Origin of the sequence: Streptomyces spirodelae (assembly GCF_017676385.1) — a bacterium.
Taxonomy (GTDB): Bacteria; Actinomycetota; Actinomycetes; order Streptomycetales; family Streptomycetaceae; genus Streptomyces; species Streptomyces spirodelae.
The window spans coordinates 272,307-297,899 of record NZ_JAFFZN010000003.1; the positions used below are offsets into that span (position 1 = coordinate 272,307).

Annotated in this window: 20 protein-coding genes and 2 pseudogenes; 14 read left to right on the forward strand and 8 right to left on the reverse strand. The window is 70.5% G+C overall.

Annotated features, from left to right (window positions below):
• Positions 1 to 25 precede the first annotated feature (25 nt).
• The 3 genes and pseudogenes from JW592_RS33305 to JW592_RS05420 form a co-directional block, all read right to left on the reverse strand.
• Positions 26 to 2,021: pseudogene (locus tag JW592_RS33305) on the reverse strand (ABC transporter permease/substrate-binding protein).
• On the reverse strand, positions 2,011 to 3,576 hold the full coding sequence (locus JW592_RS05415; protein WP_209263702.1) for a sugar ABC transporter ATP-binding protein: 1,566 nt from the start codon (positions 3,574 to 3,576) through the stop codon (positions 2,011 to 2,013). Before JW592_RS05415 ends, JW592_RS33305 begins: the two are co-directional and overlap by 11 nt.
• Complete coding sequence (locus tag JW592_RS05420; RefSeq protein ID WP_209263703.1) at positions 3,573 to 4,580, reverse strand: LacI family DNA-binding transcriptional regulator; 1,008 nt, start codon at positions 4,578 to 4,580, stop codon at positions 3,573 to 3,575. The genes JW592_RS05415 and JW592_RS05420 overlap by 4 nt, the downstream gene beginning before the upstream one ends.
• Positions 4,581 to 4,938: 358 nt before the next feature.
• Between JW592_RS05420 and recD2 the strand changes: the two genes are divergently transcribed.
• Both recD2 and JW592_RS05430 read left to right on the forward strand, forming a co-directional pair.
• The gene (gene recD2, locus JW592_RS05425) at positions 4,939 to 7,218 is read left to right on the forward strand and encodes an SF1B family DNA helicase RecD2 (RefSeq protein WP_209263704.1); all 2,280 of its coding nucleotides are present in this window, start codon (positions 4,939 to 4,941) and stop codon (positions 7,216 to 7,218) included.
• Between the two features lie 121 nt (positions 7,219 to 7,339).
• Positions 7,340 to 8,656, forward strand: a complete 1,317-nt coding sequence (locus tag JW592_RS05430) for a citrate synthase (RefSeq protein ID WP_209263705.1) — start codon at positions 7,340 to 7,342, stop codon at positions 8,654 to 8,656.
• Positions 8,657 to 9,275: 619 nt separating this feature from the next.
• On the opposite strand, the gene JW592_RS05435 is transcribed toward JW592_RS05430, so the two are convergent.
• On the reverse strand, positions 9,276 to 9,515 hold the full coding sequence (locus JW592_RS05435) for a heavy-metal-associated domain-containing protein (protein WP_372446456.1): 240 nt from the start codon (positions 9,513 to 9,515) through the stop codon (positions 9,276 to 9,278).
• A gap of 315 nt (positions 9,516 to 9,830) precedes the next feature.
• Between JW592_RS05435 and JW592_RS32520 the strand changes: the two are divergent.
• A pseudogene (locus JW592_RS32520) lies at positions 9,831 to 10,238 on the forward strand (VTT domain-containing protein); the annotation flags it as partial.
• Between the two features lie 273 nt (positions 10,239 to 10,511).
• On the opposite strand, the gene JW592_RS32525 reads toward JW592_RS32520, so the two are convergent.
• Entirely contained in the window at positions 10,512 to 10,706 is a 195-nt protein-coding gene (locus tag JW592_RS32525) for a helix-turn-helix transcriptional regulator (protein ID WP_229375208.1), read from the reverse strand.
• A 192-nt stretch (positions 10,707 to 10,898) separates the two neighbouring features.
• Complete coding sequence (locus JW592_RS05445; RefSeq protein WP_209263707.1) at positions 10,899 to 11,816, reverse strand: sugar phosphate isomerase/epimerase family protein; 918 nt, start codon at positions 11,814 to 11,816, stop codon at positions 10,899 to 10,901.
• A 144-nt stretch (positions 11,817 to 11,960) separates the two neighbouring features.
• Between JW592_RS05445 and iolC the strand changes: the two genes are divergently transcribed.
• From iolC to JW592_RS05475, 6 genes are all read left to right on the forward strand, one after another.
• Positions 11,961 to 12,968 carry a 5-dehydro-2-deoxygluconokinase gene (gene iolC / locus JW592_RS05450; RefSeq protein ID WP_209263708.1) on the forward strand — a complete coding sequence of 336 codons (1,008 nt, stop codon included), beginning with the start codon at positions 11,961 to 11,963 and terminating at the stop codon, positions 12,966 to 12,968.
• A 76-nt stretch (positions 12,969 to 13,044) separates the two neighbouring features.
• A complete protein-coding gene (locus JW592_RS05455; protein WP_209263709.1) occupies positions 13,045 to 13,932 on the forward strand; it encodes a Cgl0159 family (beta/alpha)8-fold protein in 888 nt (295 codons plus the stop codon).
• Positions 13,933 to 13,956: 24 nt separating this feature from the next.
• Positions 13,957 to 14,925 carry a 5-deoxy-glucuronate isomerase gene (gene iolB, locus JW592_RS05460; protein ID WP_209263710.1) on the forward strand — a complete coding sequence of 323 codons (969 nt, stop codon included), beginning with the start codon at positions 13,957 to 13,959 and terminating at the stop codon, positions 14,923 to 14,925.
• Positions 14,922 to 16,808, forward strand: coding sequence for a 3D-(3,5/4)-trihydroxycyclohexane-1,2-dione acylhydrolase (decyclizing) (gene iolD, locus JW592_RS05465; RefSeq protein WP_209263711.1), 1,887 nt, complete (start codon positions 14,922 to 14,924; stop codon positions 16,806 to 16,808). Before iolB ends, iolD begins: the two co-directional genes overlap by 4 nt.
• 85 nt (positions 16,809 to 16,893) lie before the next feature.
• Positions 16,894 to 18,390 (forward strand): CoA-acylating methylmalonate-semialdehyde dehydrogenase, encoded by a 1,497-nt coding sequence (locus JW592_RS05470; RefSeq protein ID WP_209263712.1) that lies wholly within the window; start codon positions 16,894 to 16,896, stop codon positions 18,388 to 18,390.
• 172 nt (positions 18,391 to 18,562) lie between these two features.
• Positions 18,563 to 20,887, forward strand: a complete 2,325-nt coding sequence (locus JW592_RS05475; protein WP_209263713.1) for an FUSC family protein — start codon at positions 18,563 to 18,565, stop codon at positions 20,885 to 20,887.
• Positions 20,888 to 20,979: 92 nt separating this feature from the next.
• On the opposite strand, the gene JW592_RS05480 is transcribed toward JW592_RS05475, so the two are convergent.
• Positions 20,980 to 21,576, reverse strand: coding sequence for an NADPH-dependent FMN reductase (locus JW592_RS05480; RefSeq protein ID WP_209263714.1), 597 nt, complete (start codon positions 21,574 to 21,576; stop codon positions 20,980 to 20,982).
• A 113-nt stretch (positions 21,577 to 21,689) separates the two neighbouring features.
• Here JW592_RS05480 and JW592_RS05485 point away from each other — a divergent pair, with 113 nt between their 5' ends.
• Genes JW592_RS05485 through JW592_RS05490 form a run of 3 tightly spaced genes read left to right on the forward strand, consistent with a single transcriptional unit; the run spans position 21,690 to position 22,970 of the window.
• On the forward strand, positions 21,690 to 22,526 hold the full coding sequence (locus tag JW592_RS05485; RefSeq protein ID WP_209263715.1) for a helix-turn-helix domain-containing protein: 837 nt from the start codon (positions 21,690 to 21,692) through the stop codon (positions 22,524 to 22,526).
• A gap of 13 nt (positions 22,527 to 22,539) precedes the next feature.
• Positions 22,540 to 22,734 (forward strand): Scr1 family TA system antitoxin-like transcriptional regulator, encoded by a 195-nt coding sequence (locus tag JW592_RS33530; RefSeq protein ID WP_372446453.1) that lies wholly within the window; start codon positions 22,540 to 22,542, stop codon positions 22,732 to 22,734.
• Positions 22,722 to 22,970, forward strand: coding sequence for a DUF397 domain-containing protein (locus tag JW592_RS05490; RefSeq protein WP_209263716.1), 249 nt, complete (start codon positions 22,722 to 22,724; stop codon positions 22,968 to 22,970). The genes JW592_RS33530 and JW592_RS05490 overlap by 13 nt, the downstream gene beginning before the upstream one ends.
• 318 nt (positions 22,971 to 23,288) lie before the next feature.
• Here JW592_RS05490 and JW592_RS05495 read toward each other — a convergent pair whose 3' ends face one another.
• Positions 23,289 to 23,456: a hypothetical protein gene (locus tag JW592_RS05495; protein WP_209263717.1), complete on the reverse strand. Its 168-nt coding sequence runs from the start codon at positions 23,454 to 23,456 to the stop codon at positions 23,289 to 23,291.
• A gap of 139 nt (positions 23,457 to 23,595) precedes the next feature.
• On the opposite strand from JW592_RS05495, the gene JW592_RS05500 reads away from it, so the two are divergent.
• Positions 23,596 to 24,603 (forward strand): ATP-binding cassette domain-containing protein, encoded by a 1,008-nt coding sequence (locus JW592_RS05500; protein ID WP_209263718.1) that lies wholly within the window; start codon positions 23,596 to 23,598, stop codon positions 24,601 to 24,603.
• Complete coding sequence (locus tag JW592_RS05505; protein WP_307805297.1) at positions 24,600 to 25,418, forward strand: ABC transporter permease; 819 nt, start codon at positions 24,600 to 24,602, stop codon at positions 25,416 to 25,418. The genes JW592_RS05500 and JW592_RS05505 overlap by 4 nt, the downstream gene beginning before the upstream one ends.
• The last annotated feature ends 175 nt before the right edge of the window (positions 25,419 to 25,593 follow it).

Consider the following 25,593-nt stretch of genomic DNA (forward strand, 5'->3'; position numbering starts at 1 on the left):
TCCCGGCTGGAGAACCGCGTCCCCGTCAGGAGAACCGGTCGACGTTCTTCTTGGTGACGACCTTCACCGGGACCTTGATCTCCTTGTCGACGTCGGAGCCGTCGATGACGCGCATGGCGTTGCGGACGGCCATCTTGCCGAGCTCGGCCGGCTGCTGGGCGACGGTCGCGTTGATGGTGCCCTTCTTGATGGCCTTCATCGCGTCGGGCGTGCCGTCGAAGCCGATGACCTTGACGGACTTGCCCGCCTTGGAGCCGAGCGCCTTGACCGCGCCGAGCGCCATCTCGTCGTTCTCCGCGAAGACGGCGTCGATCTCCGGGTGCGACTGCATCGCATTGGTGGTCACGTCCAGGCCCTTGGTGCGCTGGAAGTCCGCCGGCTGCTTGGTGACGACCTTGATGCCGGGGTACTTCTTGAGGCCCTCGGTGAAGCCCTTGCCGCGCTCGCGGGAGGCGGAGGTGCCCGTCTGCCCCTGGAGGTGCAGAACCTGGCCCTTGCCGCCGAGCTGGTCGGCGATCTCCTTGGCGGCCTTCTCGCCGCCCGCGACGTTGTCGGAGGCGACGGTCGTCTTCACCTCGGCCTTGTTGACGCTGCGGTCGGCGGCGATGACCGGGATGTTCGCGTTGTTCGCTGCCTTGACAGAGGGAGCTGCGGCGTCCGAGTCGACGGGGTTGATGATGATCGACTTCACCTGCTGCGAGGTGAAGTTCTGGATCTGGTTGGCCTGCTGGGAGGCGTCGTCCGAGGCGTTCTGGACGCTCAGCTCCGCGCCCTGTGCCTTGGCCTCCTCCTCGGCGCCCTTCTTCATCTGGACCATGAAGGGCTGGTTGAGCGCGGATATGGCGAAGCCGATCTTGGGCTTGTCCTTACCGCCACTCGAACCGTCGCCGGAACCACAGGCCGTTGCCGTCAGTGCGACTGCCGTGGCCACGACGACGACAGACGTGTTCGTTCTCTTGCTCATTGCTGCATTCCTTGCAGTCGGCAGATGGATGAACTACGCGAGCTCCCCCGTCGCATAAAGATCATGCGCGGCGACGCAGTGTATCGAGGAGCACGGCGAGCGCAATAACTACCCCAATGACAACCTGCTGCCAGAAAGCGGAAACATCGAGAAGGTTGAGTCCATTGCGCAGAACAGCGAGGATAAGCGCGCCGATCAGCGTTCCGGAAGCCTTGCCGACGCCTCCGGCGAGACTGGCACCACCAATGACGACGGCCGCAATCGCATCCAGTTCGTAACCATTGGCGGCCGTCGGCTGGGCCGAGGCGAGCCGGGAGGCCAGGACGATTCCGGCGATGGCGGCGAAGGTGCCCACCAGGGTGTAGATCACCAGCTTCTGGCGGCGGACCCGGATGCCGGACAGGTGCGCGGCTTCCTCGTTCCCGCCGATGGCGTACATCGAACGGCCGCTGTAGGTGCGGTTGAGCACCAGCGCCGCCAGCAGGCCCATGGCGATCATCACCAGGACCGGCACCGGCAGCCATTCCCCCATCGTCTTGCCGATCCAGGTGAGGGAGTCGGGCAGCACGACCGGGCTGCCCTCGGAGACGACCTGCGCCAGGCCGCGCGCGGCCGAGAGCATCGCCAGGGTCGCGATGAACGGCGGCAGTTTCCCGTAGGAGATCAGGATGCCGTTCACCAGTCCGGCGGCGGTGCCGGAGAGGATCGCCAGGACGACGCCGAGAAAGACCGGCATGCCCTGGGTCGTGGTGAACCAGCCCAGCATGACCCCGGAGAACGCCGCCACCGAACCGACCGACAGGTCGATGCCGCCGGAGACGATGGCGAAGGTGACGCCGAAGGCGAGGATGGCGGTCACGGCCGCCTGTACGCCCACGTTCAGCAGGTTCGTCGTGGTGAAGAAGTTGCCGGTCCAGAACGACAGCACGAGGACCAGAACGGCGAGCGCGGTGAGTGCGCCGTTGTCCTCCAGGACGCGGCGTACGCGGTTGGGCGGCCCGCTGCCGCCGGGGCGCTTGTCCAGGCGGTGACCCGGCTGCTGCGTGTCAATGGCCACGGGGAGAATCCTCCATCTCGCTCGTACCTGGCGCGGAGGTGCCGACGGCCAGGGCCATGACGGCGTCCTGGGTCGCTTCCCGCGCGGTCAGTTCACCGGCGATCCGGCCCTGGGACATCACCAGGATCCGGTCGCTCATGCCCAGCACCTCGGGGAGGTCGCTGGAGATCATCAGCACCGCGTGGCCGGAGGCCGTCAGCTCGTTGATGAGCTGGTAGATCTCGACCTTGGCGCCCACGTCGATGCCTCGGGTGGGTTCGTCCAGGATCAGCACGCGGCTGTTGGCGAGCAGCCACTTGCCGATCACGACCTTCTGCTGGTTGCCGCCCGAGAGGGTGCGCACATGCTGGTCGAGTCCGGCCATCCGTACGCCCAGCCGGTCGGCGATCCGGGAGGCCGCCTTGCGCTGTCCCGCACGGTCGACCAGGCCGCCCCTGCTCGCCTCCCGCAGGGTGACCAGGCCGAGGTTCTCCGCGACCGACGCGTCCGGCAGCAGCCCCTGCCCCTTGCGGTCCTCGGGGACCAGGCCGAGCCCCGCCGCGTGCGAGGCCCATACGTCGCCGCCGGGCAGCCGCTTGCCGGCCACCTCGACGCGCCCGGCGTCGTAGTCGTCGGCGCCGAAGACGGCGCGCACCACCTCGGTGCGGCCGGCGCCGACCAGCCCGGCGATGCCGACGACCTCACCGGCGCGCACCTCGAAGTCGATGTTCTCGAAGACGCCCTTCTTGTGCAGCCCGGTCACCCGCAGCAGCGGCGCGGCCGAGGCGGCCGCCTGCTCGGCCTGTACGGTCTCGCGCGGGTACTGCTGCTCGATGCTGCGGCCCACCATCATCCGCACCAGCTCGTCCTGCGGGGCGCGGGCGGAGACCTGGCCGACGCTGCGGCCGTCGCGCAGCACGGTGACCCGGTCGCCGATGGCGGCGATCTCCTCCAGGTGGTGGGTGATGAAGACGATGCCCACACCCTCGGCCCGCAGCTTGCGGACGATGACGAAGAGCCGGTTCACCTCCTCGGCGGTGAGCACGGCGGTCGGCTCGTCCATGATCAGGACCCGGGTGCGCAGGCTGAGCGCCTTGGCGATCTCGACCATCTGCCGCCCGGCGATGCCCAGCTTGCCGACCGGAGTGCGCGGGGGAGCGGTGACGCCGACCCGCTCCAGCAGCACCTTCGCGTCGGCCTCCATCTTCTTGCGGTCCACCAGGCCGAACCGGCGCGGCTGCCGGCCCAGGAAGAGGTTCTCCGCGATGGACAGGTGCGGCACCAGGTTGAACTCCTGGTGGATGGTGCCGATACCGAGCTTCTCCGCGGCCTCGGCGCCCGTGATGCGCACTGCCTTGCCCTCACGCAGGACCCGTCCCGCGTCCGCGCGATAGGTGCCGGAGAGCACCTTGATCAGGGTGCTCTTGCCGGCGCCGTTCTCGCCCAGCAGGACGTGCACTTCACCGGCGCGCAGGTCGAAGTCGACACCGTCGAGGGCGACCACGCCGGGGAAGGTCTTGCGGATGCCCTCCGTGCGCAGCAGTTCCCGTGCCGGGGGCGGGTCTGGGGTGGTCAACGACGCGTCCTTTCGTCTTCGCCGCAGGAGCGGCGCGCTATGAGGTGGGCGGAGAGCGTGACGGAACCGGCGCTCCGGCCCTCCACCAGGTCGGTCAGCGCGGCGACCGCGCGGTGGCCCAGTTCCTGGGTCGGTTGGGCGATCGCGGTGATCGGGGGGTCGGTGTGCAGGAACCAGGGGATGTCGTCGAAGGCGGCCAGCGACACATCGGCCGGCACCCGCAGGCCCCGGGTGCGCAGCTGCTCCATGACGCCCAGCGCCATCAGGTTGTCCGTCGCGAAGATCGCGTCGGGCGGCTCGGGCAGCGCGAAGAACCGCTCCGTGGCCCGCCGTCCGCTCGCCGTCTGGAAGTCGCCCTGGCCGATGAAGGCGTCGGGCAGCGGCAGTCCGTGCTCCCGCAGCGCCGAGCGGAAGGCGTGGACCCGTTCGTTGCTGGTCGTGCTCGCGACGGGCCCGGTGATGATAGCCAGCCTGCGGTGTCCGAGGGCGTACAGATGAGCGACGAGATCGCGAACGGCGGGCTGCCCGTCGGCACGCACCAGCGGTACGTCCAGACCTTCGATCCACCGGTCCACGAACACCATGGGGATGCCCAGCAGCGCGGCCTCCCGCAGCGCGACGGAGTCGCCGGAGGCGGGGGAGACGAGCAGTCCGTCGATCCGGCGGTCCAGCAGGGTGCGCACATGGTGGTCCTGGAGCGCGAGCTGTTCGTCGGCGTTGCCGATGATCACGCTGTAGCCCTTGCTCCGCGCCGCGTCCTCGACCGCACGGGCCAGCTCGGTGAAGAAAGGATTCAGCACATCGCTGATGACCAGCCCGAGGGTGCGCGTCTGGTCGGTGCGCAGGGAGCGGGCCAGCGTGTTGGGCCGGTAGCTCAGTTCGGAGACGGCGGTCAGCACCCGGGCGCGGGTCTCCTCGCGGACCCCGCTGTGGTCGTTGAGGACGCGCGAGACCGTGGCGACGGAGACGCCGGCGCGTGCCGCGACGTCCTTGATGCCTGCCATTGCCGTGCTTTTTCCAAGCTGGGAAGAGGGGGGAAGTGCCTCCGGACGCAGGGCACTCGGAGGCGCCGCGCTGCGCATGGAAACGATTACATCGGTCATGCAATGTGATGTGCGCATGCTGGCGCAAGTCGAGAACGGTGCCGATGCACGATCGTGATGATGCTCGTGCATACGTAACTGCACTGGTCACGCGGACAGTTCCGATGGTGAACCCAGAGTTGTGCACAGGAGAGTGTGCCGGCCTAGTTGTGCTGTTCGGTCAGGTTTGTCCGGCTGGGGGTCCGGGGGTCGGCCGCCGGGGAGGCGCAGTGTCCACAGGGCTGCCACGCTGTCGGTGTCCAGGGCTACGGTCGGTCACATGACGTTCCAGCCTGCCGTGCTCGAAGGGGTACTAGAGCGCATCACCTACGCCAATGAGGACAATGGGTACACCGTCGCACGAGTCGACACCGGCCGCGGCGGTGGCGAACTGCTCACGGTCGTGGGCGCGTTGCTGGGCGCCCAGGCGGGGGAGTCGCTGCGGATGGAGGGGCGCTGGGGCTCCCACCCGCAGTACGGGCGCCAGTTCCATGTGGACAACTACGTCACGGTGCTGCCCGCCACCATCCAGGGCATCCGCCGCTATCTGGGCTCGGGCCTGGTCAAGGGCATCGGGCCACGTATCGCGGACCGGATCGTCAGTCACTTCGGCGTCGACACACTGGAGATCATCGAGGCCGACCCGAAAAAACTCGTAGAGGTCCCCGGGCTCGGCCCCAAGCGCACCAAACTGATCGCCGCCGCGTGGGAGGAGCAGAAGGCCATCAAGGAGGTGATGGTCTTCCTCCAGGGCGTCGGCGTCTCCACCTCCATCGCGGTGCGCATCTACAAGCAGTACGGCGACGCGTCGATCTCCGTGGTGCGCGGCAACCCCTACCGGCTGGCGGCCGACGTGTGGGGCATCGGCTTCCTGACGGCCGACCGCATCGCCCAGTCCGTCGGCATCCCGCACGACAGCCCGGAGCGGGTCAAGGCCGGTCTGCGCCACGCCCTGTCCCAGTCCTCGGACCAAGGCCACTGCTATCTGCCCGAAGAGCGGCTCATCTCCGAGGCCGTCAAGCTCCTCCAGGTGGACACCGGCCTGGTCATCGACTGTCTCGGTGAGCTCGCCGCCGACGAGGAGGGCGGCGTGGTACGCGAGCCGGTGCCCGACCCCGAGGACCCCTCACGCCATCTGACCGCCGTCTATCTGGTGCCCTTCCACCGCGCTGAGGTGGCGCTGGCCGCCCAGCTCAAGCGGCTCCTGCGCACGGCGGAGGACCGGCTGCCGTGGTTCCAGGACGTCGACTGGGACAAGGCGCTCGGCTGGCTGGCGGAGCGTACGGGTGCCCGGCTGGCGCCCGAGCAGCGGGAGGCGGTGCGGCTCGCCCTCACCAGTCGGGTGGCGGTGCTGACCGGCGGGCCGGGATGCGGCAAGTCGTTCACCGTGCGCTCGGTGGTCGAGCTGGCCCGCGCCAAGCATGCCCGGGTGGTGCTGGCCGCACCCACCGGCCGGGCCGCCAAGCGGCTGGCGGAGCTGACCGGGGCCGAGGCGTCCACCGTGCACCGGCTGCTGGAGCTGAAGCCGGGCGGCGACGCGGCCTTCGACAGGGACCGCCCGCTGGAGGCCGACCTGGTCGTGGTGGACGAGGCGTCCATGCTGGACCTGCTGCTCGCCAACAAGCTCATCAAGGCCGTTCCGCCCGGCGCCCATCTGCTGCTGGTGGGAGACGTGGACCAACTGCCCTCGGTGGGCGCCGGTGAGGTGCTGCGGGATCTGCTGGCCGAGGGCGGTCCCGTACCCGCGGTGCGGCTGCGCCGGATCTTCCGGCAGGCCCAGCAGTCGGGGGTGGTGACCAACGCGCACCGGATCAACTCGGGCACCCAGCCGCTCACCCAGGGGCTGGAGGATTTCTTCCTCTTCGTGGAGGAGGACACCGAGGCGGCCGGCGCGCTGACGGTGGATGTGGCGGCCCGGCGCATCCCGGCCAGGTTCGGGCTCGACCCGCGGCGCGATGTGCAGGTGCTGGCGCCGATGCACCGCGGCCCGGCCGGGGCCGGAGCGCTCAACGGGCTGCTCCAGCAGGCTGTCACCCCGGCCCGTCCCGGGCTGCCCGAGAAGCGCTTCGGCGGTCGGGTTTTCCGGGTGGGCGACAAGGTCACCCAGATCAGAAACAACTATGAAAAGGGCGCGAACGGTGTCTTCAACGGCACGGTCGGTGTGGTCACCGGGCTGCACGTCGACGACCACCGGCTCACCGTGCTGACGGACGAGGACGAAGAGGTCGCCTACGACTTCGACGAGCTGGACGAGCTGTCCCACGCCTACGCGATGACCATCCACCGCTCGCAGGGCAGCGAGTACCCGGCGGTAGTGATCCCGGTCACCACGGGTGCCTGGATGATGCTCCAACGGAATCTGCTGTACACGGCGGTGACGAGAGCCAAGCGGCTGGTGGTGCTGGTGGGGTCGCGCAGGGCGCTCGGCCAGGCGGTCCGGACCGTCTCGGCGGGGCGGCGCTGTACGGCGCTCGACAACCGGCTGCGCGCGGCGGCTCCTCCTCGGGAGGCGGGATGTGTGCCAGGGGGTGACCATGGCGGCCAAGAGGGTGCAGGATAGCTAGTTGGGCGGCACTGCGTGCCACCATGGAGCCCTCCGGCTGACCCCCAGTGCACCGCACGGCGCTGAATAGGGGAGAGTGGAAGAAGTCAGGGCACCTCGAAGAAGAGGCACTACGTCGGTGAGGGATGACGTGAGCGAACACCGCGACAGCGAGAACTCCGTAGTACTCCGCTACGGGGACGGCGAGTACAGCTACCCGGTCGTCGACAGCACGGTCGGTGACCGTGGCTTCGACATCGGCAAGCTGCGTGCCCAGACCGGTCTGGTGACCCTGGATTCGGGATACGGCAACACCGCCGCCTACAAATCCGCCATCACCTTCCTCGACGGTGAGCAGGGCATCCTGCGCTACCGCGGCTATCCGATCGAGCAGCTCGCCGAACGCGGCACCTTCCTGGAGACGGCGTATCTGCTCATCAACGGCGAGCTGCCCACCGTCGACGAGCTGAGCGCGTTCAAGAACGAGATCACGCAGCACACCCTGCTGCACGAGGACGTCAAACGGTTCTACGACGGCTTCCCGCGTGACGCCCACCCGATGGCGATGCTCTCCTCGGTGGTGAGCGCGCTGTCGACCTTCTACCAGGACAGCCACAACCCCTTCGACGAGCAGCAGCGGCACCTGTCGACCATAAGGCTGCTGGCCAAGCTGCCGACGATCGCCGCGTACGCCTACAAGAAGGCGATCGGCCACCCGGTCATCTACCCGAGCAACGACCTGGGCTATGTGGAGAACTTCCTGCGGATGACCTTCTCGGTCCCGGCCCAGGAGTACGAGCTGGACCCGGTCGTGGTCAGCGCCCTGGACAAGCTGCTGATCCTGCACGCGGACCATGAGCAGAACTGCTCGACCTCCACCGTGCGGCTGGTCGGCTCGTCGCAGGCGAACATGTTCGCCTCCATCTCGGCCGGTATCAACGCGCTCTGGGGCCCCCTGCACGGCGGCGCCAACCAGAGCGTGCTGGAGATGCTCCAGGGCATCCAGGCATCCGGAGGCGACGTCGACACCTTCATCCGCAAGGTGAAGAACAAGGAAGACGGCGTCAAGCTGATGGGCTTCGGCCACCGCGTCTACAAGAACTTCGACCCCCGGGCGAAGATCATCAAGGCGGCGGCCCACGATGTGCTCTCGGCCCTGGGCAAGAGCGACGAGCTGCTGGACATCGCGCTCCGCCTGGAGGAGCACGCCCTGTCCGACGACTACTTCGTGGAGCGGAAGCTCTACCCGAACGTGGACTTCTACACCGGCCTGATCTACCGCGCCATGGGCTTCCCGACCAGCATGTTCACCGTGCTGTTCGCGCTCGGCCGGCTCCCGGGCTGGATCGCCCAGTGGCACGAGATGATCAAGGAGCCGAACTCGCGTATCGGCCGCCCGCGGCAGATCTACACGGGCGTCGTCGAGCGGGACTACGTCCCCGTCGAGGCGCGCTGAGCCGTTGCCCTGTTCGGGGCTGCCCCTTTTCGGGTGAGCCGCTCCGCCGGCGCCGCGCTCTCGGGGTGCCCCCGCTCTCCCCGGTACCAGCACAAATGGAAGACCCCGATCCAAACGGACCGGGGTCTTCCGTTTGTGCGCATTGACGACGAGACGTAGGTCACAGAAATTGGGGGGTAACCATCGGCGGGGTTCGTAGGTCTAACCGGGTGGCGTCGGCCTCCCGGCGGAGCCGACGCCGCCGGCTTCACATCCGTCTTGGGGGACGGATGCGAGGTGAAGGAACGGTGAACGTGCGCGGGGAGCTTTGAGCGGCCCTCCCGCTCGCACGGACACCCAGGAGGCGCCCGGCCAGGATCCCGTGGGGGGAATCCGTGACCGGGAATCGAAAGCGCCCCGTCGGCGGGCCCGTGGGGGGACCTGGCTGACGGGGCGCTTTTCGCTGCCGCGGACCTTGGCGCAAGAGGGCTCCGTCGCGGCGGAGCGCCCCCCTCGATGCCCGTCGCCATGGCTAGTCCTCCGCGGTGGGGGAGAGGTTTGCTCTGCCGTGCGGGTGCCCGGGGCCGGGGTGACAATGGAGGGGCGGTGCCCCTTGTGATGGCGAGGCGGCCGGGCTGGTTCAGGCCCGGCCGGCCAGCTCGTAGCCGGCCTCGTCCACGGCATCCCGCACGGCGGCTTCGTCCAGCTCGCCGGAGGAGGTGACGGTGACCTCTCCGGAGGCGGCCACGGCCTTCACTGCCGAGACGCCCTCGATCCGGGAGATCTCCTCGGAGACCGCGCCCTCGCAGTGGCCGCAGGTCATTCCGGAAACCTTGTAGGTGGTCGTGACGGTGCTCATGATCCACTCCTCAACTCTCAGTACGGAAGGCTCAGCACGGAGCGCTCGGACCGGGCCGCGAGAAGGGCCCGGGTGGTGGCGCTTCCGGGGTGTGCGCGGGCTCAACGATATACCCCCGCAGGGTATATGCAAAGCGCGGACGGGCGACGGTACGCACCGTCCGTCCGGCTGACGGCGATCCCCTTAGGGGTCGGCTCGACCAGCCCCTGAGATGTCCCCGTAATGGTCGGACGGCGGTTGTTCCCCTGGTCTTTCACCTGTCAGCTGGGGCTTACGGGTGGCGCCGCGGGGGCGTCCGGTGGAAGGCGGGTGGTCGGCGTGGAGAGCGCGCTGTGGATGACGCTGGCGGTGCTGGGGCTCACCACCCTGCCGCCGCTGGTGCCCAACTCCGCGCTGATCGCGGCGGCGGGCGCGCTGGCCGCCGAGGGGCGGCTGCCGCTGCCGCTGGTGCTGCTGACCGTGGCGGGCAGTGCGCTGGCCGGGGACGTGCTGGTGTACGGGATCGGGCGGCGCACGGGCGGACGGAGCCGCCGGTGGCTGTCTTCCGGTCCGCGCCGCAGGGCGGCGCTGGAGTGGACGGCCGGCCATGTCCGGAGCCACGGGGTGCCGTTCGTGATCGCGGTCAGGTTCCTGCCCAGCGGCCGGATCGTCGGCGGTCTGGCGACCGGCACAGTGGGCTACCCGGTGCGGCGCTTCCTGCTGGGCGCAGGGCTGGCGGAGCTGCTGTGGGCGGGCTATTCGGTGGGCGTCGGCTACTGGGGCGGCCGGGCGCTGGCCGGAACGCTCTCCGGCGCGCTGATCGGGGTGGGCGCTTCCGCGGTGCTGGCCGGGGTGGCGCTCGCGGTGCAGTGGGTGCTGGGCCGGAGGGTGCCGCGGCGGCCCGCTGCCGCGCCGTCCCGTACGCACCTTGGGGCGGCACCTGCGGTGCCGCCCCCAAGGGTCTCGGCGGTCGGGGACATGCCGGGTGTCGTCGGGGATATGCCGGAGGTCATGGCCGAAGCTCCTTCGTCGCCCGGCTCAGTGCCCGCCGCGGTGGCCCGGCCTGCGGGTGACCCACTCGCGGATGGTGTCGGCGAACCAGAAGGGCCTGCCTCCCTCCACCAGGTCGGGCGGCGGTAGGTGCCCGTGCTTCCGGTAGGAGCGCACGGTGTCCGGTTGGACGCTGATGTGCGCGGCGATTTCCTTGTACGACCAAAGATCTCGGTCGGCCATCTCTCGCACCTCCCAGGGGTGGCTGGTGATCGCTCAGCCTGTGCCCGGTGAACGACGGAGAGTGACCCCCGGCGGGGTGCTGTGCGACGGCTGTGACATCCGGCCCGTGAAACGGTGACATTGGTGACCGGCTCGTCGCGTCCCGGTGAGCGTGCCCCCTCACCCGTACGAGGCAGGCTCCCAGGGCACGCTCTAGGCGCCGCAGCTGCGCAGGAAGCGCCGGGTCCGCTCCGCGATGGGGAGGGGCTGGTCCGGCGGACAGGGGTACATGTCCTGCTCGACGATGGCGAACAGGTCCACGCCCAGGTTCTGGGCCGCCACCAGTACCGGCTCCAGCTCCGGAACACCCCCGGGGGGTTCGCACATCACGCCCTGGCGCACCGCCGGGCCGAAGGGCGTGCCCTCGCGGACGACGTCGGCGAGGATCTCCGGGTCCACCTGCTTGAGGTGCAGATAGTCGATCCGTTCGCCGTACCGCTCGATCAGCTCGACGCTGTCGCCGCCGCAGTAGGCGTAGTGGCCGGTGTCCAGGCAGAGGTTGACCAGGTCGGAGTCGGTCGCGTCGAGGAAGCGGACGACGTGTTCCTCGGTGTCGATATGGGTGTCGGCGTGCGGGTGGACGGCGATGCGCAGCCCGTACCGCTCGCCGACCTCGCGGGCCAGCCGCTCGGTCCCCTGCGCGAGGTGCTGCCACTGCTGCGCCGTCAGCTCCGCGGGTTCGATCAGTTCGGCCGTCTTGTCGTCGCGCCAGAAGGAGGGGATGACCACGAGGTGCGCTGCGCCCATCGCGCGGGTGAGCTCGGCGACGCGGGAGACGTGCGCCCAGGTCTCGTCCCAGATGTCCGGCCCCCGGTGCAGCGAGGTGAAGACCGTGCCGGCCGAGACCTCCAGACCGCGGGAGGCCACCTCGTCGGTGAGCCGTGCCGGGTCGGTCGGCAGGTAGCCGTAAGGGCCGAGCTCGATCCAGTGGTAGCCCGCCTGTGCCACCTCGTCCAGGAAGCGCTGCCAGGGCACCTGCTGGGGGTCGTCGGGGAACCACACCCCCCAGGAGTCGGGAGCGGAGCCGACGCGGATGCGGTCGAGGGAGGGGGCGGAGGAAGTGCCAGTCATGGCTGAGAGCCAATCCGGTAGTCCGGGGCGACGTCAATATGTAAGGACAAATTATTGACAGTGGTCGCCGGAACAGCGGACGATGATCCGGGCACCTGCACATCCCGGAAGGGAAACCCGGGAGGGAAGAGAGGGACGGGAGTCATGGCCGAGCCGCACGACGGGGGCACGCCGCACGAGGTGGTCACCATGGGCCGCATCGGGGTCGACATCTACCCTCTCCAGACCGGCGTCCCGCTCCAGCACGTGGACAGCTTCGGCAAGTTCCTCGGCGGCTCCGCCACCAACGTGGCCGTCGCCGCCTCCCGGCTCGGCCGCTCGGCAGCCGTCATCACGCGCACCGGTGACGACCCGTTCGGCGTCTACTGCCACGAGGCGCTCCGCGACTTCGGCGTCGACGACCGATGGGTGACGGGCGTGGCGCGGTACCCCACGCCGGTGACGTTCTGCGAGATCTTCCCGCCCGACGACTTCCCGCTCTACTTCTACCGGCAGCCCAAGGCGCCCGACCTGGAGCTGAGCGCCGACGAGCTGGATCTGGCGGGCATCGCCGCCGCACGGATCTTCTGGATGACCGGCACCGGCCTGTGCGAGGAACCCAGCAGGGGCGCCACCCTCGCCGCACTCACCGCCCGCGCGCCGGGCCGCGAGGAGGCCGTCGCCACCGTCTTCGACCTGGACTGGCGGCCGATGTTCTGGGGCGCGGGGACGGCAGGGCAGCGCACGGAGGCCGAGGCCGCCGAGGCCGCGCGCCCCTTCTACCGGGAGGCGCTCGCCCACGCCACCGTGGCCGTCGGCAACCTCGCCGAGTGCGAGGTCGCCACCGGCACCCGCGACCCGCACGCCTGCGCCGAGGCGCTGCTGGCGGCGGGCGTCGAACTGGCCGTCGTCAAACAGGGGCCCAAGGGCGTACTCGCCGCGCACGCCGACGGCACCACGGCGCAGGTGCCGCCGCACCCGGTGGAGGTCGTCAACGGCCTCGGAGCGGGGGACGCGTTCGGCGGCGCGCTGTGCCACGGGCTGCTGGCCGGCTGGGAGCTGGAGCACGCCATGCGGTTCGCCAACGCGGCCGGCGCGCTGGTCGCCTCCCGGCTGGCCTGCTCCTCCGCCATGCCGACGGCCGCCGAGGTGGAGGACCTGCTGCGTGACTGAGCCCTTCCCCGGCCCCGTCCGGCGTCCGGCGTCCGGCGAGCCGCCGCCCCCACCACGTTCCGAAAGCGAGCCACCGTTGACCCCCAGCAGTGTCGGCATCTCCGAGCTGACGTCCGTGCGGACCCGCCACCCGGAGGCCGTCGCCGAGGCGGCGGCCCGGCGTACGCGCCGGCCGCTGGTGGAGGCCGGCGAGCGGCTGATGATCGTCGCGGCCGACCATCCGGCACGCGGCGCGCTGGGTGTCGGCAGCGACGAGTTCGCCATGGCCAACCGCGCCGAGCTGCTGGAGCGCCTCGTGCTGGCGCTGTCCAGGCCCGGAGTCGACGGGGTGCTGGCCACCGCCGACATCCTGGAGGACCTGCTGCTGCTCGGCGCCCTGGAGGGCAAGGTGGCGGTCGGCTCCATGAACCGGGGCGGGCTGGCCGGTGCCTCGTTCGAGCTGGACGACCGCTTCACCGGGCACCGCGCCGAGGACATCGAACGGATGCGCTTCGACGCGGGCAAGCTGCTCTTGCGCATCGACTACGACGACCCCGGCTCGCTGCGCACCCTGCACTCCGCCGCCCGCGCCGTCGACGAGATGGCGGCGCGCCGACTGCCCGTCTTCGTGGAGCCGTTCCTCAGCAGGAGGGTGGACGCCAGGGTGGTCAACGACCTGAGCGGGCCGGCCGTCGCCCGTTCCGTCGCCATAGCCGCCGGACTGGGCGGCACCTCCGCCTACACCTGGCTCAAACTGCCGGTCACCGAGGACCCGGACGACATGGCGTGGGTGTGCGAGACCTCGACGCTCCCTGTCGTACTGCTCGGCGGTGAGGTGCACGGTGACCAGGAGGGCACCTATGAGAAGTGGCGCAAGGCGCTCAGCCTGCCGGCCGTACGCGGGCTGGTCGTCGGGCGCTCCCTGCTCTACCCGGCCGACGGGGATGTGGGCGCGGCCGTGGACACCGCCGTCGGACTGCTCTGATCGGACTGCTCTGAAAGGGGCGAGATGAACCGCACCACCGACTTCCATCTGCACGCGGGCAGCGCCGCGTCGGGCCCGTACGCCCTCGAGGTCAGCCCCGAGAGCGCGGGCTGGGGCTACTCCTCGCTGCGGGTGCTGGAGCTCGGCCCCGGACAGACCCATACGTTCCCGACGGGCGAGAGCGAGTGGATCGTGCTGCCGCTCAGCGGCGGCTGCACCGTGGAGGCCGAGGGGCAGACCCTCCGGCTGCACGGCAGGGCGAGCGTCTTCACCGCCGTCAGCGACTTCGCGTACGTACCGCGTGACGCCGAGGTGACGATCGGCAGCGCGGCGGGCGGCCGGTTCGCGCTCACCGGCGCGCGCTGCGAGCGGCGGCTGCCGGTGCGCTACGGCGCTGCCGAGGACGTGCCGGTGGAGCTGCGCGGCAGCGGGCAGTGCTCGCGCCAGGTCAACAACTTCGGTGCCGCGCATGCGTTCGGCGCCGACCGGCTGATCGCCGTCGAGGTGCTGACCCCCGGCGGCAACTGGTCGTCGTACCCGCCGCACAAGCACGACGAGCACCGCGAGGGGGTGGAGAGCGAGCTGGAGGAGATCTACTACTACGAGATCGCCCCCCACCGCACTCCGCAGGGCGGCACCACCGAAGGGCTCGGCTACCAGCGGGTGTCGCCCAGCGGCCACGGCAAGGGCACGGACGTGCTGGCCGAAGTGCGCAGCGGCGACGCCGTACTGATCCCGGACGGCTGGCACGGCCCGTCCATGGCCGCGCCGGGTCACGACATGTACTACCTGAACGTGATGGCAGGTCCTGGGGTGGATCGCGCCTGGCTTATCTGCGACCATCCAGATCACGCGTGGATTCGTGGCACGTGGGCCGATACGCCTATGGATCAAAGGCTTCCGCTGTACGGGGGAATGGAATCCGCAGTGTCACGGGGTGGGGCCGGTTCGCAGCACGAGGAGACCGACGAGACCGAGGAGGGCGCCAGGTGACCACCGTCAGGCTGACCGTCGCGCAGGCCCTCGTGCGCTTCCTCGCCGCCCAGCACACCCAACGCGACGGCCGACGGCACCGGCTCATCGACGCCTGCTGGGGCATCTTCGGGCACGGCAACGTGGCCGGGCTCGGCCAGGCGCTCGTCGAGAGCGGGCAGGGGCCCGACGCGCCGCTCCCCTTCCACCAGGGCCGCAACGAGCAGGCGATGGTGCACGCCGCCGTCGGCTTCGCCCGCCAGCACAACCGCCTCTCGGCGCAGGCCGTCACCACCTCCATCGGCCCCGGCGCCACCAATCTGACCACCGGCGCCGCGCTGGCCACCGTCAACCGGCTGCCCGTGCTCCTGCTGCCCGGCGACATCTTCGCCAACCGCGTCCCCGACCCGGTGCTCCAGCAGCTGGAAGTGCCGTACGCGGGCGACATCTCCGTCAACGACGCGCTGCGCCCCGTCTCCCGCTACTTCGACCGGGTGCTGCGCCCCGAAGCGCTGATCCCCGCGGCCCTCCAGGCCATGCGGGTGCTCACCGACCCCGCCGAGACCGGTGCCGTCACCCTGGCGCTGCCGCAGGACGTGCAGACCGAGGCGTACGACTGGCCCGAGGAGTTCTTCGCCGAGCGGGTGTGGCGGGTGGCGCGGCCGGTGCCCGAGCCGGAGGCGCTGGCCGAGGCCGCCGCTGCGGTACGGGCCGCGCGGCGCCCGCTGCTGATCGCGGGCGGCGGAGTGCACCACAGCGAGGCCGAGGAAGCGCTGCGCGCCTTCGCCGACATGACCGGCATTCCCGTGGCGTCCACCCAGGCCGGCAAGGGCTCCCTGAGGTACGACCACCCCTGCGACGTGGGCGGCATCGGCCACACCGGCACCACGGTGGCCGACGACCTGGCCTGCGCCGCCGACCTGGTGATCGGCGTCGGCACCCGCTACACCGACTTCACCACGGCCTCCGGCACCCTCTTCGCCCCCGCCACCCGCTTCCTCAACCTCAACATCGCCGCCTTCGACGGGCACAAACTCGGTGCCCTGCCCCTGGTTGCCGACGCACGTACCGGACTGCAGGCGCTGGCCGCCGCACTTCGCGGCCACCGGGTCTCGCCGGACTACGAGGCCGAGTACGGGCGCGGCAAGCAGGCGTGGGAGCGCGTCGTGGCCGAGGCGTTCGCCCCGCACCCGCCGGACGGGAAGGCCCGCCCCTCGCAGACCCAGGTGCTCGGCGCGCTCGACTCCGTGGTCGGGGACGAGGACGTGGTCATCAACGCCGCCGGGTCCATGCCCGGCGACCTGCACAAGCTGTGGCGCGCCCGTTCCCCGCGCCAGTACCACGTGGAGTACGGCTACTCCTGCATGGGATACGAGATCCCGGCCGCCATCGGCGTACGCCTGGCGGCGCCCGACCGGCCGGTGTGGGCGCTGGTGGGCGACGGTACGTATGTGATGCTGCCGACCGAGATCGTCACCGCCGTGCAGGAGGGCATCAACATCAACGTCGTCCTCGTGCAGAACCATGGCTACGCCTCCATCGGCGGGCTGTCCGAACTCACCGGCGGCGAACGCTTCGGCACCGCCTACCGGTTCCGCGACGCCGAGGGCGGCTACACCGGCGAGGCGCTCCCCCTCGACCTGGCCGCCAACGCGGCCTCGCTCGGCATGGAGGTGTACCGGGCTGCCACTTGCGACCAGTTGCGCGAGGCGCTGGCAGCGGCGCGCGCCTCCGAGCGGCCCAGCTGCGTCTACGTGGAGACCGATCCGGACCCGGACGTTCCGGCGCCGGGGCCCGAGGCGTGGTGGGACGTGGCCGTCGCCGAGACCTCACAGCGCCCGGCAGCGCGCCGGGCCCGCGAGGAGTACGAGCGGCAACGCGCCCGGCAGCGGCGCCACTTGTGAGCCTCCCGGACGCCGCTGCGAGCCCTCCCGGGCGTCAGTCGTGAGCCCTCTCGATGTTTCCCGTACCAAGAAAGGTCCCCTCTCCATGAAGACCCTCGGCCACTGGATCGGCAACAAGCCGGTGGAGTCGACCTCCGGCAGCTTCGGCCCCGTCTACAACCCGGCCACCGGGGCGCAGCCCACCCGGGTCGCCCTCGCCTCGGTCGAGGAGGTGGACGCGGCGGTCGCCGCTGCGAAGACGGCATACGCCCAGTGGTCGCAGTCCTCGCTGGCGACACGCACCGCGTTCCTGTTCAAGTACCGCGAGCTGCTGGACGCGCGGCGCGACGAGATCGCCCGGCTGATCACCGCCGAGCACGGCAAGGTGCACTCCGACGCGCTCGGTGAGGTCGCGCGCGGCATGGAGATCCTGGAGCTGGCCTGCGGCATCCCGGAGAAGCTCAAGGGCGAGCTGTCCACCCAGGTCTCCACCCGGGTGGACGTCTCCGCCATCCGGCAGCCGGTCGGCGTGGTCGCGGGCATCACCCCGTTCAACTTCCCCGCGATGGTGCCGATGTGGATGTTCCCGCTGGCCGTCGCCTGCGGGAACACCTTTGTCCTCAAGCCGAGCGAGAAGGACCCCTCGGCCGGCTACCGGCTCGCCGAACTCGCCGCCGAGGCGGGGCTGCCCGAGGGCGTGCTCAACGTCGTCAACGGCGACAAGGTGGCCGTCGACCGGCTGCTCGCCCACCCGGACGTGGCCGCCGTCTCCTTCGTCGGCTCCACCCCGATCGCCAAGCACATCCAGGCCGAGGCCACCGCCAACGGCAAGCGGGTGCAGGCGCTCGGCGGCGCCAAGAACCACATGATGGTGCTGCCCGACGCCGACCTCGACCACGCGGCCGACAACGCCATCAACGCGGCGTACGGCTCTGCCGGTGAGCGCTGCATGGCCGTCTCCGTCGTCGTCGCCGTCGGCGGGATCGGCGACGAACTGGTCAGCAGGATCGCCGAGCGGGCCGGCAAGCTGCGGATCGGTCCTGGCGACGACCCGGCCAGCGAGATGGGCCCGCTGATCACGAGGGAGCACCGCGACAAGGTGGCCTCGTATGTGACCGGCGCTGCCGCGCAGGGAGCCGAGGTCGTTGTCGACGGCACGGGACTGACCGTCGAAGGCCACGAGGACGGCTTCTTCCTCGGCGTCTCGCTGCTCGACAAGGTCGCGCCGGGGATGGCCGCCTACGACGACGAGATCTTCGGCCCCGTGCTGTGCGTGGTGCGCGCCGAGACGTACGACGAGGGCATCGCGCTGATCAACTCCAGCAAGTGGGGCAACGGCACCGCCATCTTCACCCGGGACGGCGGGGCCGCCCGGCGCTTCCAACTGGAGGTGGAGGCCGGCATGGTCGGCGTCAACGTGCCCATCCCCGTCCCGGTCGGCTACCACTCCTTCGGCGGCTGGAAGCAGAGCCTCTTCGGCGACCTGCACATCTACGGCAACGACGGCGTGGCCTTCTACACCCGAGGCAAGGTCATCACCACCCGCTGGCCCGACCCGGCCGACGCGGGAGGGATCAACCTGGGCTTCCCGAGCAACCATTAGCGGGCGCCCCGAAGGGGCGCGGGGCTGTATCCGACATGCGGCTCCGCCGCGTGGGCGCGCCAGGCCGCGAAGCATCCGCAGTCCACAACGACCGGCAAGGTGCAGCTTCTTCCCGGAACAGCCCGTGCGGCTGGGCCGGAATCGAAACGTCCGCCTTCGATAGGCTCGCCGCATGATCGCCGCACCACTGCCCTGGCTCCGGGCGCTGAAGGAAACCGCCCGTTCAGGGCTGGCCGTGGAGCGGACCTCACTCACACCGCTGACCGCGCTGCGCGGCGCCTGCGGCGTCGGCCTCGTGGTGGGGCTGGCGCTGCTGATCGGAACGCCGCAACTGGCGGTCTCCAGCGCGTTCGGCGCCTTCGCCTCCGGTATCGCCACCTTTCAGCGCAGCTGGCGGCCGAGGCCGGTGCTGGCGCTGGCCGCCTCGAGCGGGCTGGCGATCTCCACCTTCGTCGGCTATCTGCTGGTCGGCCTGCCGTGGGCGTTCATACTGCTGCTGGCCCTGTGGGCCTTCATGGCCGGGATGGCCTGGGGCGTGGGACCCACCTCGGGTGTGGTGGCGGCGTTCAACATCGCCGTCATGCTCATCACCGTCCATTTGCCGACCAGTGTCCTGGGCGCGCTCAGCAGCGCCGCGCTGATCGCCACAGGCGGCGTCGTACAGGCCGGGCTGATCGTGCTCTTCCCCGTACGGCCGTGGGGCGAGCGCCGCGACACGCTCGCGGACGCGCTGGCCGCGGTCGCGGACTACGCGCGGCGACTGCGGCACGACCCGATGGCGTCCTTCGACCCCGAACCGCTGATCGAGGCGCGCAGCGCCGCCGCCGTCACCCCGCGTCAGGCCCGCCGCAGGCCCCGCCAGTTGCACGGCTACCGCGCCATGGCCGAGCGCTTCCGCCCGGTGCTGGCCTCCCTCGCCGACCCGGTGGTGGGCGGAGCCCCGATGGTGGGGCCCGAACGCGACCGGGTACGCGAACTGCTGGCCGCCGCCGCGACCGTACTGGACGCCACCGCGCGCGCCATCCGCCGCGGCGACCGCGTCCGGCTGCCCGACCAGGCCCTGGACGTACTCCGCGTCCCCGAGAGCGGCCCCGTCCTGAGCGGTCCCGCCCGGCGCGCGGCACTGCGCCTCATCGCCCTCACCGACGACGCCGTGGAAGCCGCACAGGAACCCGTCGAGGTCACCAGAGGCGGCGTGCTGGCCAGGGTCACCTGGCATGTGGCCGACCGCGAGGGCCGCCGCCGCGACTTCCCGGACCGGCCCCCGGTGGTGGACGCCAGCCTGGACGGGCCCTACGGCCCCGACCCGGAGGAGGTCGCGGCCGAACTGGCCACGGCCCGCGAGACGCAGCAGGCCGGACGCAAGGCGGCCGGCGGCAAACACACCCCCGCAGCCGGGCACGCGCTGGCCCGCGAACGCCATCTCCACATGCCCACTCTCGCCGGGCTGGTGCCCGTCGCGCTCCGCGCCTTCCGCCGCGAGCTGCACTGGAAGTCACCGATCCTGCGGCACGCGCTGCGCGTCAGCGCCGTCGTGGCCCTCGGCTACCTGCTCGGCAACGCGCTGCCGCCCGCGCACGGCTACTGGGTGCCGCTGACCGCCGTCATGGTGCTGCGGCCCGACTTCTCCCGCACCTACGAACGGGGCATCGGCCGCGCCGTCGGCACGCTGGTCGGCGTCGCCATCGCGGGCACCGTGATGGCGCTGGCAGGGCCCGGCCCCTACCTCAGCGCCGCGCTGGCCGTCGTCAGCGTCGGCTTCCTCTACCTGCTGCTGTCCACCGGCTACGTCATCGCCTCCGTCTGCACCGGCGCCTACGTGGTCTTCCTGCTCGGCATCCTGGGCGCCGACTGGTACCAGACCGCCTACGAACGCGCCGGGCTGACCGCGCTCGGCGGAGTGCTGGCCATGCTCAGCTACGCGCTCTTCCCCGCCTGGCACACCCCGCTGCTGCGCGACCGGCTCGCCGACTGGCTGGCGGCCACCGGGCGGTACGCCATGGCCGTGCTCGACGCCTTCGCGCACCCCGCGGAACACGCCCCGCGCCAGGTGCGCGAGGCCCTGCTGGACACCCGCGCGGCCCGGCAGGACTGGGAGCAGACCCTCAGCCGCGCCGAGGCCGAACCCGTCCGCCAGCACGGCCGGGTCTCGCGGCTCTCCCGCCGCTCCGCGGGCGAAGCGCAGTCAGCGCTGGTCACCATGGGCCGCGCGTGCATGCTGCTTGAGCCCCATCTTCCGGGGGCGCACCCCAGCTTCCGGCCCGATCCCTGGGCCGCCGACTTCTCCGCCGCCCTCGCCTCCGACCTCGCCACCGCCGTACCGGCCGTACGGCGGAGCGAACCGCTGGAGTGGCCCTCGGTCCACGAGGCCCTCGCCCGCTGGTGGGAACAGGCCGACCACCCCCCGCCCGTCGCCCTCCGCACCGCCGAACTCCTCACCGACGCGCTGGACGACCTGGCGCGGGCGGTCACCCCCAAACCCCGGCCGCGGTCATGACCATGGGGGGGACGCCCGCACGAGGACGGGGAGAGCCGTCAGCCGGGATTCCACTCGCCGTCCTCATGCCGGGCATTCCACCGTCGCCGTTCTCACGCCGGGTAGGGGGCGGCTTCGCGTGCCGACCGCAGCGCCCCCGCCCACCAGGCCAGCTGGTCCAGCAGGGTCTTGGCGTACCCGGAGACTTCCGGGTCGAGCGGCTGACCGTCCTGCCACGCGGTGAAGTAGTTGGGGAAGGCGAGACCGTCGCGGATGGTCACCGCGTGCAACTCGGTCAGCACGTTTTCCAGGTGCAGCACCGCGTGCCGGCCGCCTGCCGCGCCGCCGTAGCTGACGAAGGCGACGGGCTTGGCCGTCCACTGGGTGAAGTGCCAGTCGATGGCCGCCTTCAACGACGCGGGGTAGCTGTGGTTGTACTCGGGTGTGACGACGACGAACGCGTCGGCACCCTCCAGGGCCGATGTCAGTGCCGCCATCCCGGCCGGACGAGGGTACGCCTCGCCTGCGGCCATCGGTGATGCCTCAGGCAGTGCCAGCGGGATGTCGATCTCGGCCAGATCGACGACCTCCACGTCGAAACCACCGTGCGTACGTGCCTGTTCGGCGACCCACGAGGCCACGACCGGGCCGAACCGGCCTTCTCGAACGCTGCCGACGATGACCACGAGTTCGTGCTTGTTGTTGTCCATGCCCACCACGGTCACGTCGCCCCCTGGCCGCAACCAGACCGTGCTCAGGCTGGCCCCCGCAGGGCCACCCTCAGTACTCCACGGGCGTAAGGCAGCGCCATATGCTCAGGGGCATGGGTACGCCTTTGGGGGATTTCATCCGGGCCAAGCGCGACAGCATCCAGCCCGAGTCGCTGGGGCTACCGGATCACGGCCGGCGCCGGTCACCGGGACTGCGGCGGTCGGATCTCGCCGCGCGGGCCGGTATCAGCGTCGAGTATCTGACCCGTATCGAGCAGGGCCGCGACCGCAACCCCTCGGTGGCAGTGGTGAACGCCCTCGCAGACGCGCTGAGCCTCGACCCCTGCGAGCGCAAGCACCTGCGCTACCTCGCGAAGATCACCGGCGGCGAGTGTTCCGCTCATGCCCGGCCGGCGCCTCCCCGTCGAACGGTGCGGTCGTCCGTACTGGAGACGCTCCGCCTCCTCGAGCCGGGCATCGCCATGGTGACCAACACGCTGGGCGACGTCCTCGCCCACACCAGCGGCTTCGCGTCGGTGACGAGCGGAACCGGACTGCTCGATGCCGACGCTCCGAACCTCACCCGCTATGTCTTCACCGATCCCCGCGCCCGGACGTTCTTCGCCGACTGGGACGATGTCGCGGACGAGCAGGCATTCGATCTCTGGCTCGCACCGTCCGTCGAGAACTCCGAGTGGTTCACCGCGGAACTCGCGCCCGTCGCCGGACCCGAATTCACCCGACGGCTGAACCGTCACGTCGTTCCGCCACGTGGAGTCCTCCGGCTCAACCATCCCTCCGAAGGCGAACTCCACCTGACCCGCGAGACGCTCGACCTTCCTGCCGACGCCCAACAACTCGTCGTCTTCCTCCCCGCGGACGAAGGGACGGCCCAGGCCCTCGGCCGGCTCCGCCGCTCGCCCGGCAACCGGCTCCGGGCCATCTCGTGATCTGGGCCCTCTCGTGATCCGGGCGGTCCTCGCGGTCGTCGCCGCAGCCGCTGACGAGGCCGTACTCGCCCGCCGGGTAGGTGGCGACAAGGTGATGGCGGAGCAGCTGGATCGGGTGCACACAGTTGCGGGCGGACTCTCTCCCCAGGCTGATGTCCGCGCGAATGGTCGCCAACGCAGCGAAAGGCTACAACCATGGTGGATCTGAGCGACGCACGCTGGCGCGCAAGCAGCTACAGCAATCCGGATGGCGGCAACTGCGTGGAGGTGGCGGAGGGGTTCCCCGGCACCGTTCCGGTGCGTGACAGCAAGGACACGGCCCGCACGCCCCTGGTATTCTCAACGGCTGCCTGGCGGACATTCGTTGACGAGGCGAAGCGCTCCGAGTGCTGCCGAGCTGCTGACACGGGCGGAGGGCTTCCCCGGCGTCATCCCCGTCCGTGAAGCGCCCCCCGGCGCACCCTCTGTTTTTTCATCACCGGTTCAAGGGGTGACGAAATCAAACGGGGCCGCTGCTCAGCAGGGGCGCTCGTTTGGCCGTCGCACCGGACAGCCCGGCGCGGGCTTTCCCGTGGTGGGGAACGTAGAAGCTGACACCCATGCGGGTATGCGGGTCCAACTGGGTCCGCCACGGGTGGCCGGGGCTTGTGTGGACGAGTCTGCCGGTCACGGTGGCGGTGGGGCCCCGGTGGTGAGGCAGTCGACCTTGAAGTCACCCCAGTAGTTGCGGCCATCGATGATGCGGGAGATGCGGAAGGTGCCCTAGGAACGGGTGGGGAAGCTGCCCTCGGCGAAGGTGGCGTGAGCATTGACGGTGACCCGCACCTCTTCCTCGGCGGTGACGCCCGGGCGGCGAGGAATGCCGGCACCGAACGCAAGCGCGTCGCAGATGAACTGCCCTATGTCGAAGCGGACTTCCGCAGTCGACACCGGGATCCGCTGGTGCTCGTGTGCTAGCCTCTGCGGCGACTACTCACCGTAGGGACCAACCCTCGCCACCGCGCCTCCTCGTGTCCCGGTGACACCAGGAAGGTGAGAGTCACACCAAGTCCTGACAAGAGGTGTGACGATGGGTGCTGCCCACGTGGCAGATCCGGCTGTGGAAGCCGTCGATCTGGTCAAGAGTTATCCCGCCGGCAGGAACAAGCCGCGCATCACGGCGTTGCGTGGGCTGAGCTTCTCCGCGTCGAAGGGAACCGTGTTCGGGCTGCTCGGTCCGAACGGGGCCGGAAAGTCGACCACGGTGAAGATCCTCTCGACGCTCTCGGCCGCCGACTCGGGCTCGGCTCGGGTGGCCGGGATCGAGGCGGCGGCGCGGCCGGATCAAGTGCGCCGGGTGATCGGGCACGTGTCGCAGAAGTCCGGCACGGACCCGATGGGCACCGCGACCGAGAACCTGCTGCTCGCCGGACGACTGCACGGAATGTCCCGCCGGGATGCCATGGCGCGCGCCCGCGAACTCCTCAACAGGTTCGGCCTGGCCGACGCCGCGAACCGGCTGGTGCGGACCTACTCGGGCGGTATGGCGCGCAAGCTCGACGTCGCGCTCGGATTGATGCACCGTCCCCAGGTGCTCTTCCTCGACGAACCGACGACCGGGCTCGACCCCCACGCGCGTAGCGAGATGTGGGCCGAGATCGCGCGGATGGCCAGGGGAGAGCAGATGACGGTGCTGTTGACGACGCACTATCTGGAGGAGGCCGATCACCTCGCTGATCGGCTGGCGATCGTCGACCACGGAACGGTGGTCGCCGTCGGCACCCCGAACGAACTCAAGAGCGGCCTGCGCGGTGATGCGGTGCACATCGAGTTGCGCCAGGCCGACAGCAGGGCGTTTGCGGTCCTGCGCACAGTGCCAGGGCTGCGGGACGTCACCATGGACGGGAGCACCCTCCGAGGCCGAACCGATGACGGCGCCCGGGCGTTGCCACCCGTACTGGCCGCCCTCGAGGAAGCGGGCATGGCCGTGACCTCCGCGACGCTGGCCCGGCCCTCTCTCGATGACGTCTACCTGCGACACACCGGCCACAGCTTCGACGCCGACGCAGCCCCGAAGGCGCTGGAGGTGCCGAAGTGACCACCGCACACGACCACTTCACCAAACCGCGTCCACTGACCGTGCTCACGCACGCTGCATTTCTGACCGGCCGGCTGATGCGCGTTCTCCGGAGGATGCCGGCCTTCCTCGTCATCGGCCTGGTGCAGCCGGTGATCTGGCTGCTGCTGTTCGGACAGCTGTTCAGCTCGGTGGTGGACCTGCCGGGATTCACGCACGCAGGCGGAGGCTTCCTGGAGTTCCTCACGCCGGGCGTGGTCATGATGACCGCGCTGTTCGCGAGCGCGTGGGCGGGAACGACCTACCTACAGGACATCGACCGCGGCGTGATGGACCGAATGCTCACCTCCCCCGCCAGCCGGGGCGCCATGATGATCGCGACCATGACCTACCAGGCGATTCAGACGCTCATCCAAAGCGTGATCATCGTCATCATCGCCGTGGCCGCCGGTGCCCGCTTTCTCGGGGGCGTCGCCGGTGTCGGCATCACCCTGCTCGCCGCGGTGCTGCTGACTCTGACCTTCTCGGCGCTGTCCAACGCAGTGGCGCTGCTGACCCGCCAGCAGGCGACACTCATCGCGATCTCCCAATTCACCACGCTTCCGCTGATGTTCCTCAGCTCGGCCGTGATGGACCTCGGCCTCGCGCCGGGCTGGGTCGGGGGCGTCGCCGACTACAACCCCGTGGAATGGGCAGTCGTCGCGGCCCGGGATTCGATGGGCACCCACACCGACTGGACCACGGTCTGGGTGCACCTGGGCCGGCTCGCGATGGCCGCCCTCGTCATGGGCCTGCTGTCCACGCGTGCATTCCGCACCTATCGAAAGCAGGCGTGAAAAGCCGGTGAGTCAGGCGCTGCTCGGGTTCACCTCCGAGCAGCGCTTCACCCACCACACCCGCGCCGGCCCACTAAGTGCGGCTGACAAAGGCGTTGCGGACTTCAAGTCGAGGAGCGCACCTCGGCAGCGGCCATGAGCGTGCGGGCGTGCGGCCGGTTGTGGGCCGGCCGCA

What these genes read in the sequence shown, in the direction of transcription:
- JW592_RS05420 (WP_209263703.1), bottom strand. Translation starts at nt 4,580, where the DNA reads ATGGCAGGCATCAAGGACGTCGCGGCACGCGCCGGCGTCTCCGTCGCC.
- recD2 (WP_209263704.1), top strand. Translation starts at nt 4,939, where the DNA reads ATGACGTTCCAGCCTGCCGTGCTCGAAGGGGTACTAGAGCGCATCACC.
- JW592_RS32525 (WP_229375208.1), bottom strand. Translation starts at nt 10,706, where the DNA reads ATGGCCGACCGAGATCTTTGGTCGTACAAGGAAATCGCCGCGCACATC.
- JW592_RS05445 (WP_209263707.1), bottom strand. Translation starts at nt 11,816, where the DNA reads ATGACTGGCACTTCCTCCGCCCCCTCCCTCGACCGCATCCGCGTCGGC.
- iolC (WP_209263708.1), top strand. Translation starts at nt 11,961, where the DNA reads ATGGCCGAGCCGCACGACGGGGGCACGCCGCACGAGGTGGTCACCATG.
- iolB (WP_209263710.1), top strand. Translation starts at nt 13,957, where the DNA reads ATGAACCGCACCACCGACTTCCATCTGCACGCGGGCAGCGCCGCGTCG.
- JW592_RS05470 (WP_209263712.1), top strand. Translation starts at nt 16,894, where the DNA reads ATGAAGACCCTCGGCCACTGGATCGGCAACAAGCCGGTGGAGTCGACC.
- JW592_RS05475 (WP_209263713.1), top strand. Translation starts at nt 18,563, where the DNA reads ATGATCGCCGCACCACTGCCCTGGCTCCGGGCGCTGAAGGAAACCGCC.
- JW592_RS05480 (WP_209263714.1), bottom strand. Translation starts at nt 21,576, where the DNA reads ATGGACAACAACAAGCACGAACTCGTGGTCATCGTCGGCAGCGTTCGA.
- JW592_RS05485 (WP_209263715.1), top strand. Translation starts at nt 21,690, where the DNA reads ATGGGTACGCCTTTGGGGGATTTCATCCGGGCCAAGCGCGACAGCATC.
- JW592_RS05490 (WP_209263716.1), top strand. Translation starts at nt 22,722, where the DNA reads ATGGTGGATCTGAGCGACGCACGCTGGCGCGCAAGCAGCTACAGCAAT.
- JW592_RS05500 (WP_209263718.1), top strand. Translation starts at nt 23,596, where the DNA reads ATGGGTGCTGCCCACGTGGCAGATCCGGCTGTGGAAGCCGTCGATCTG.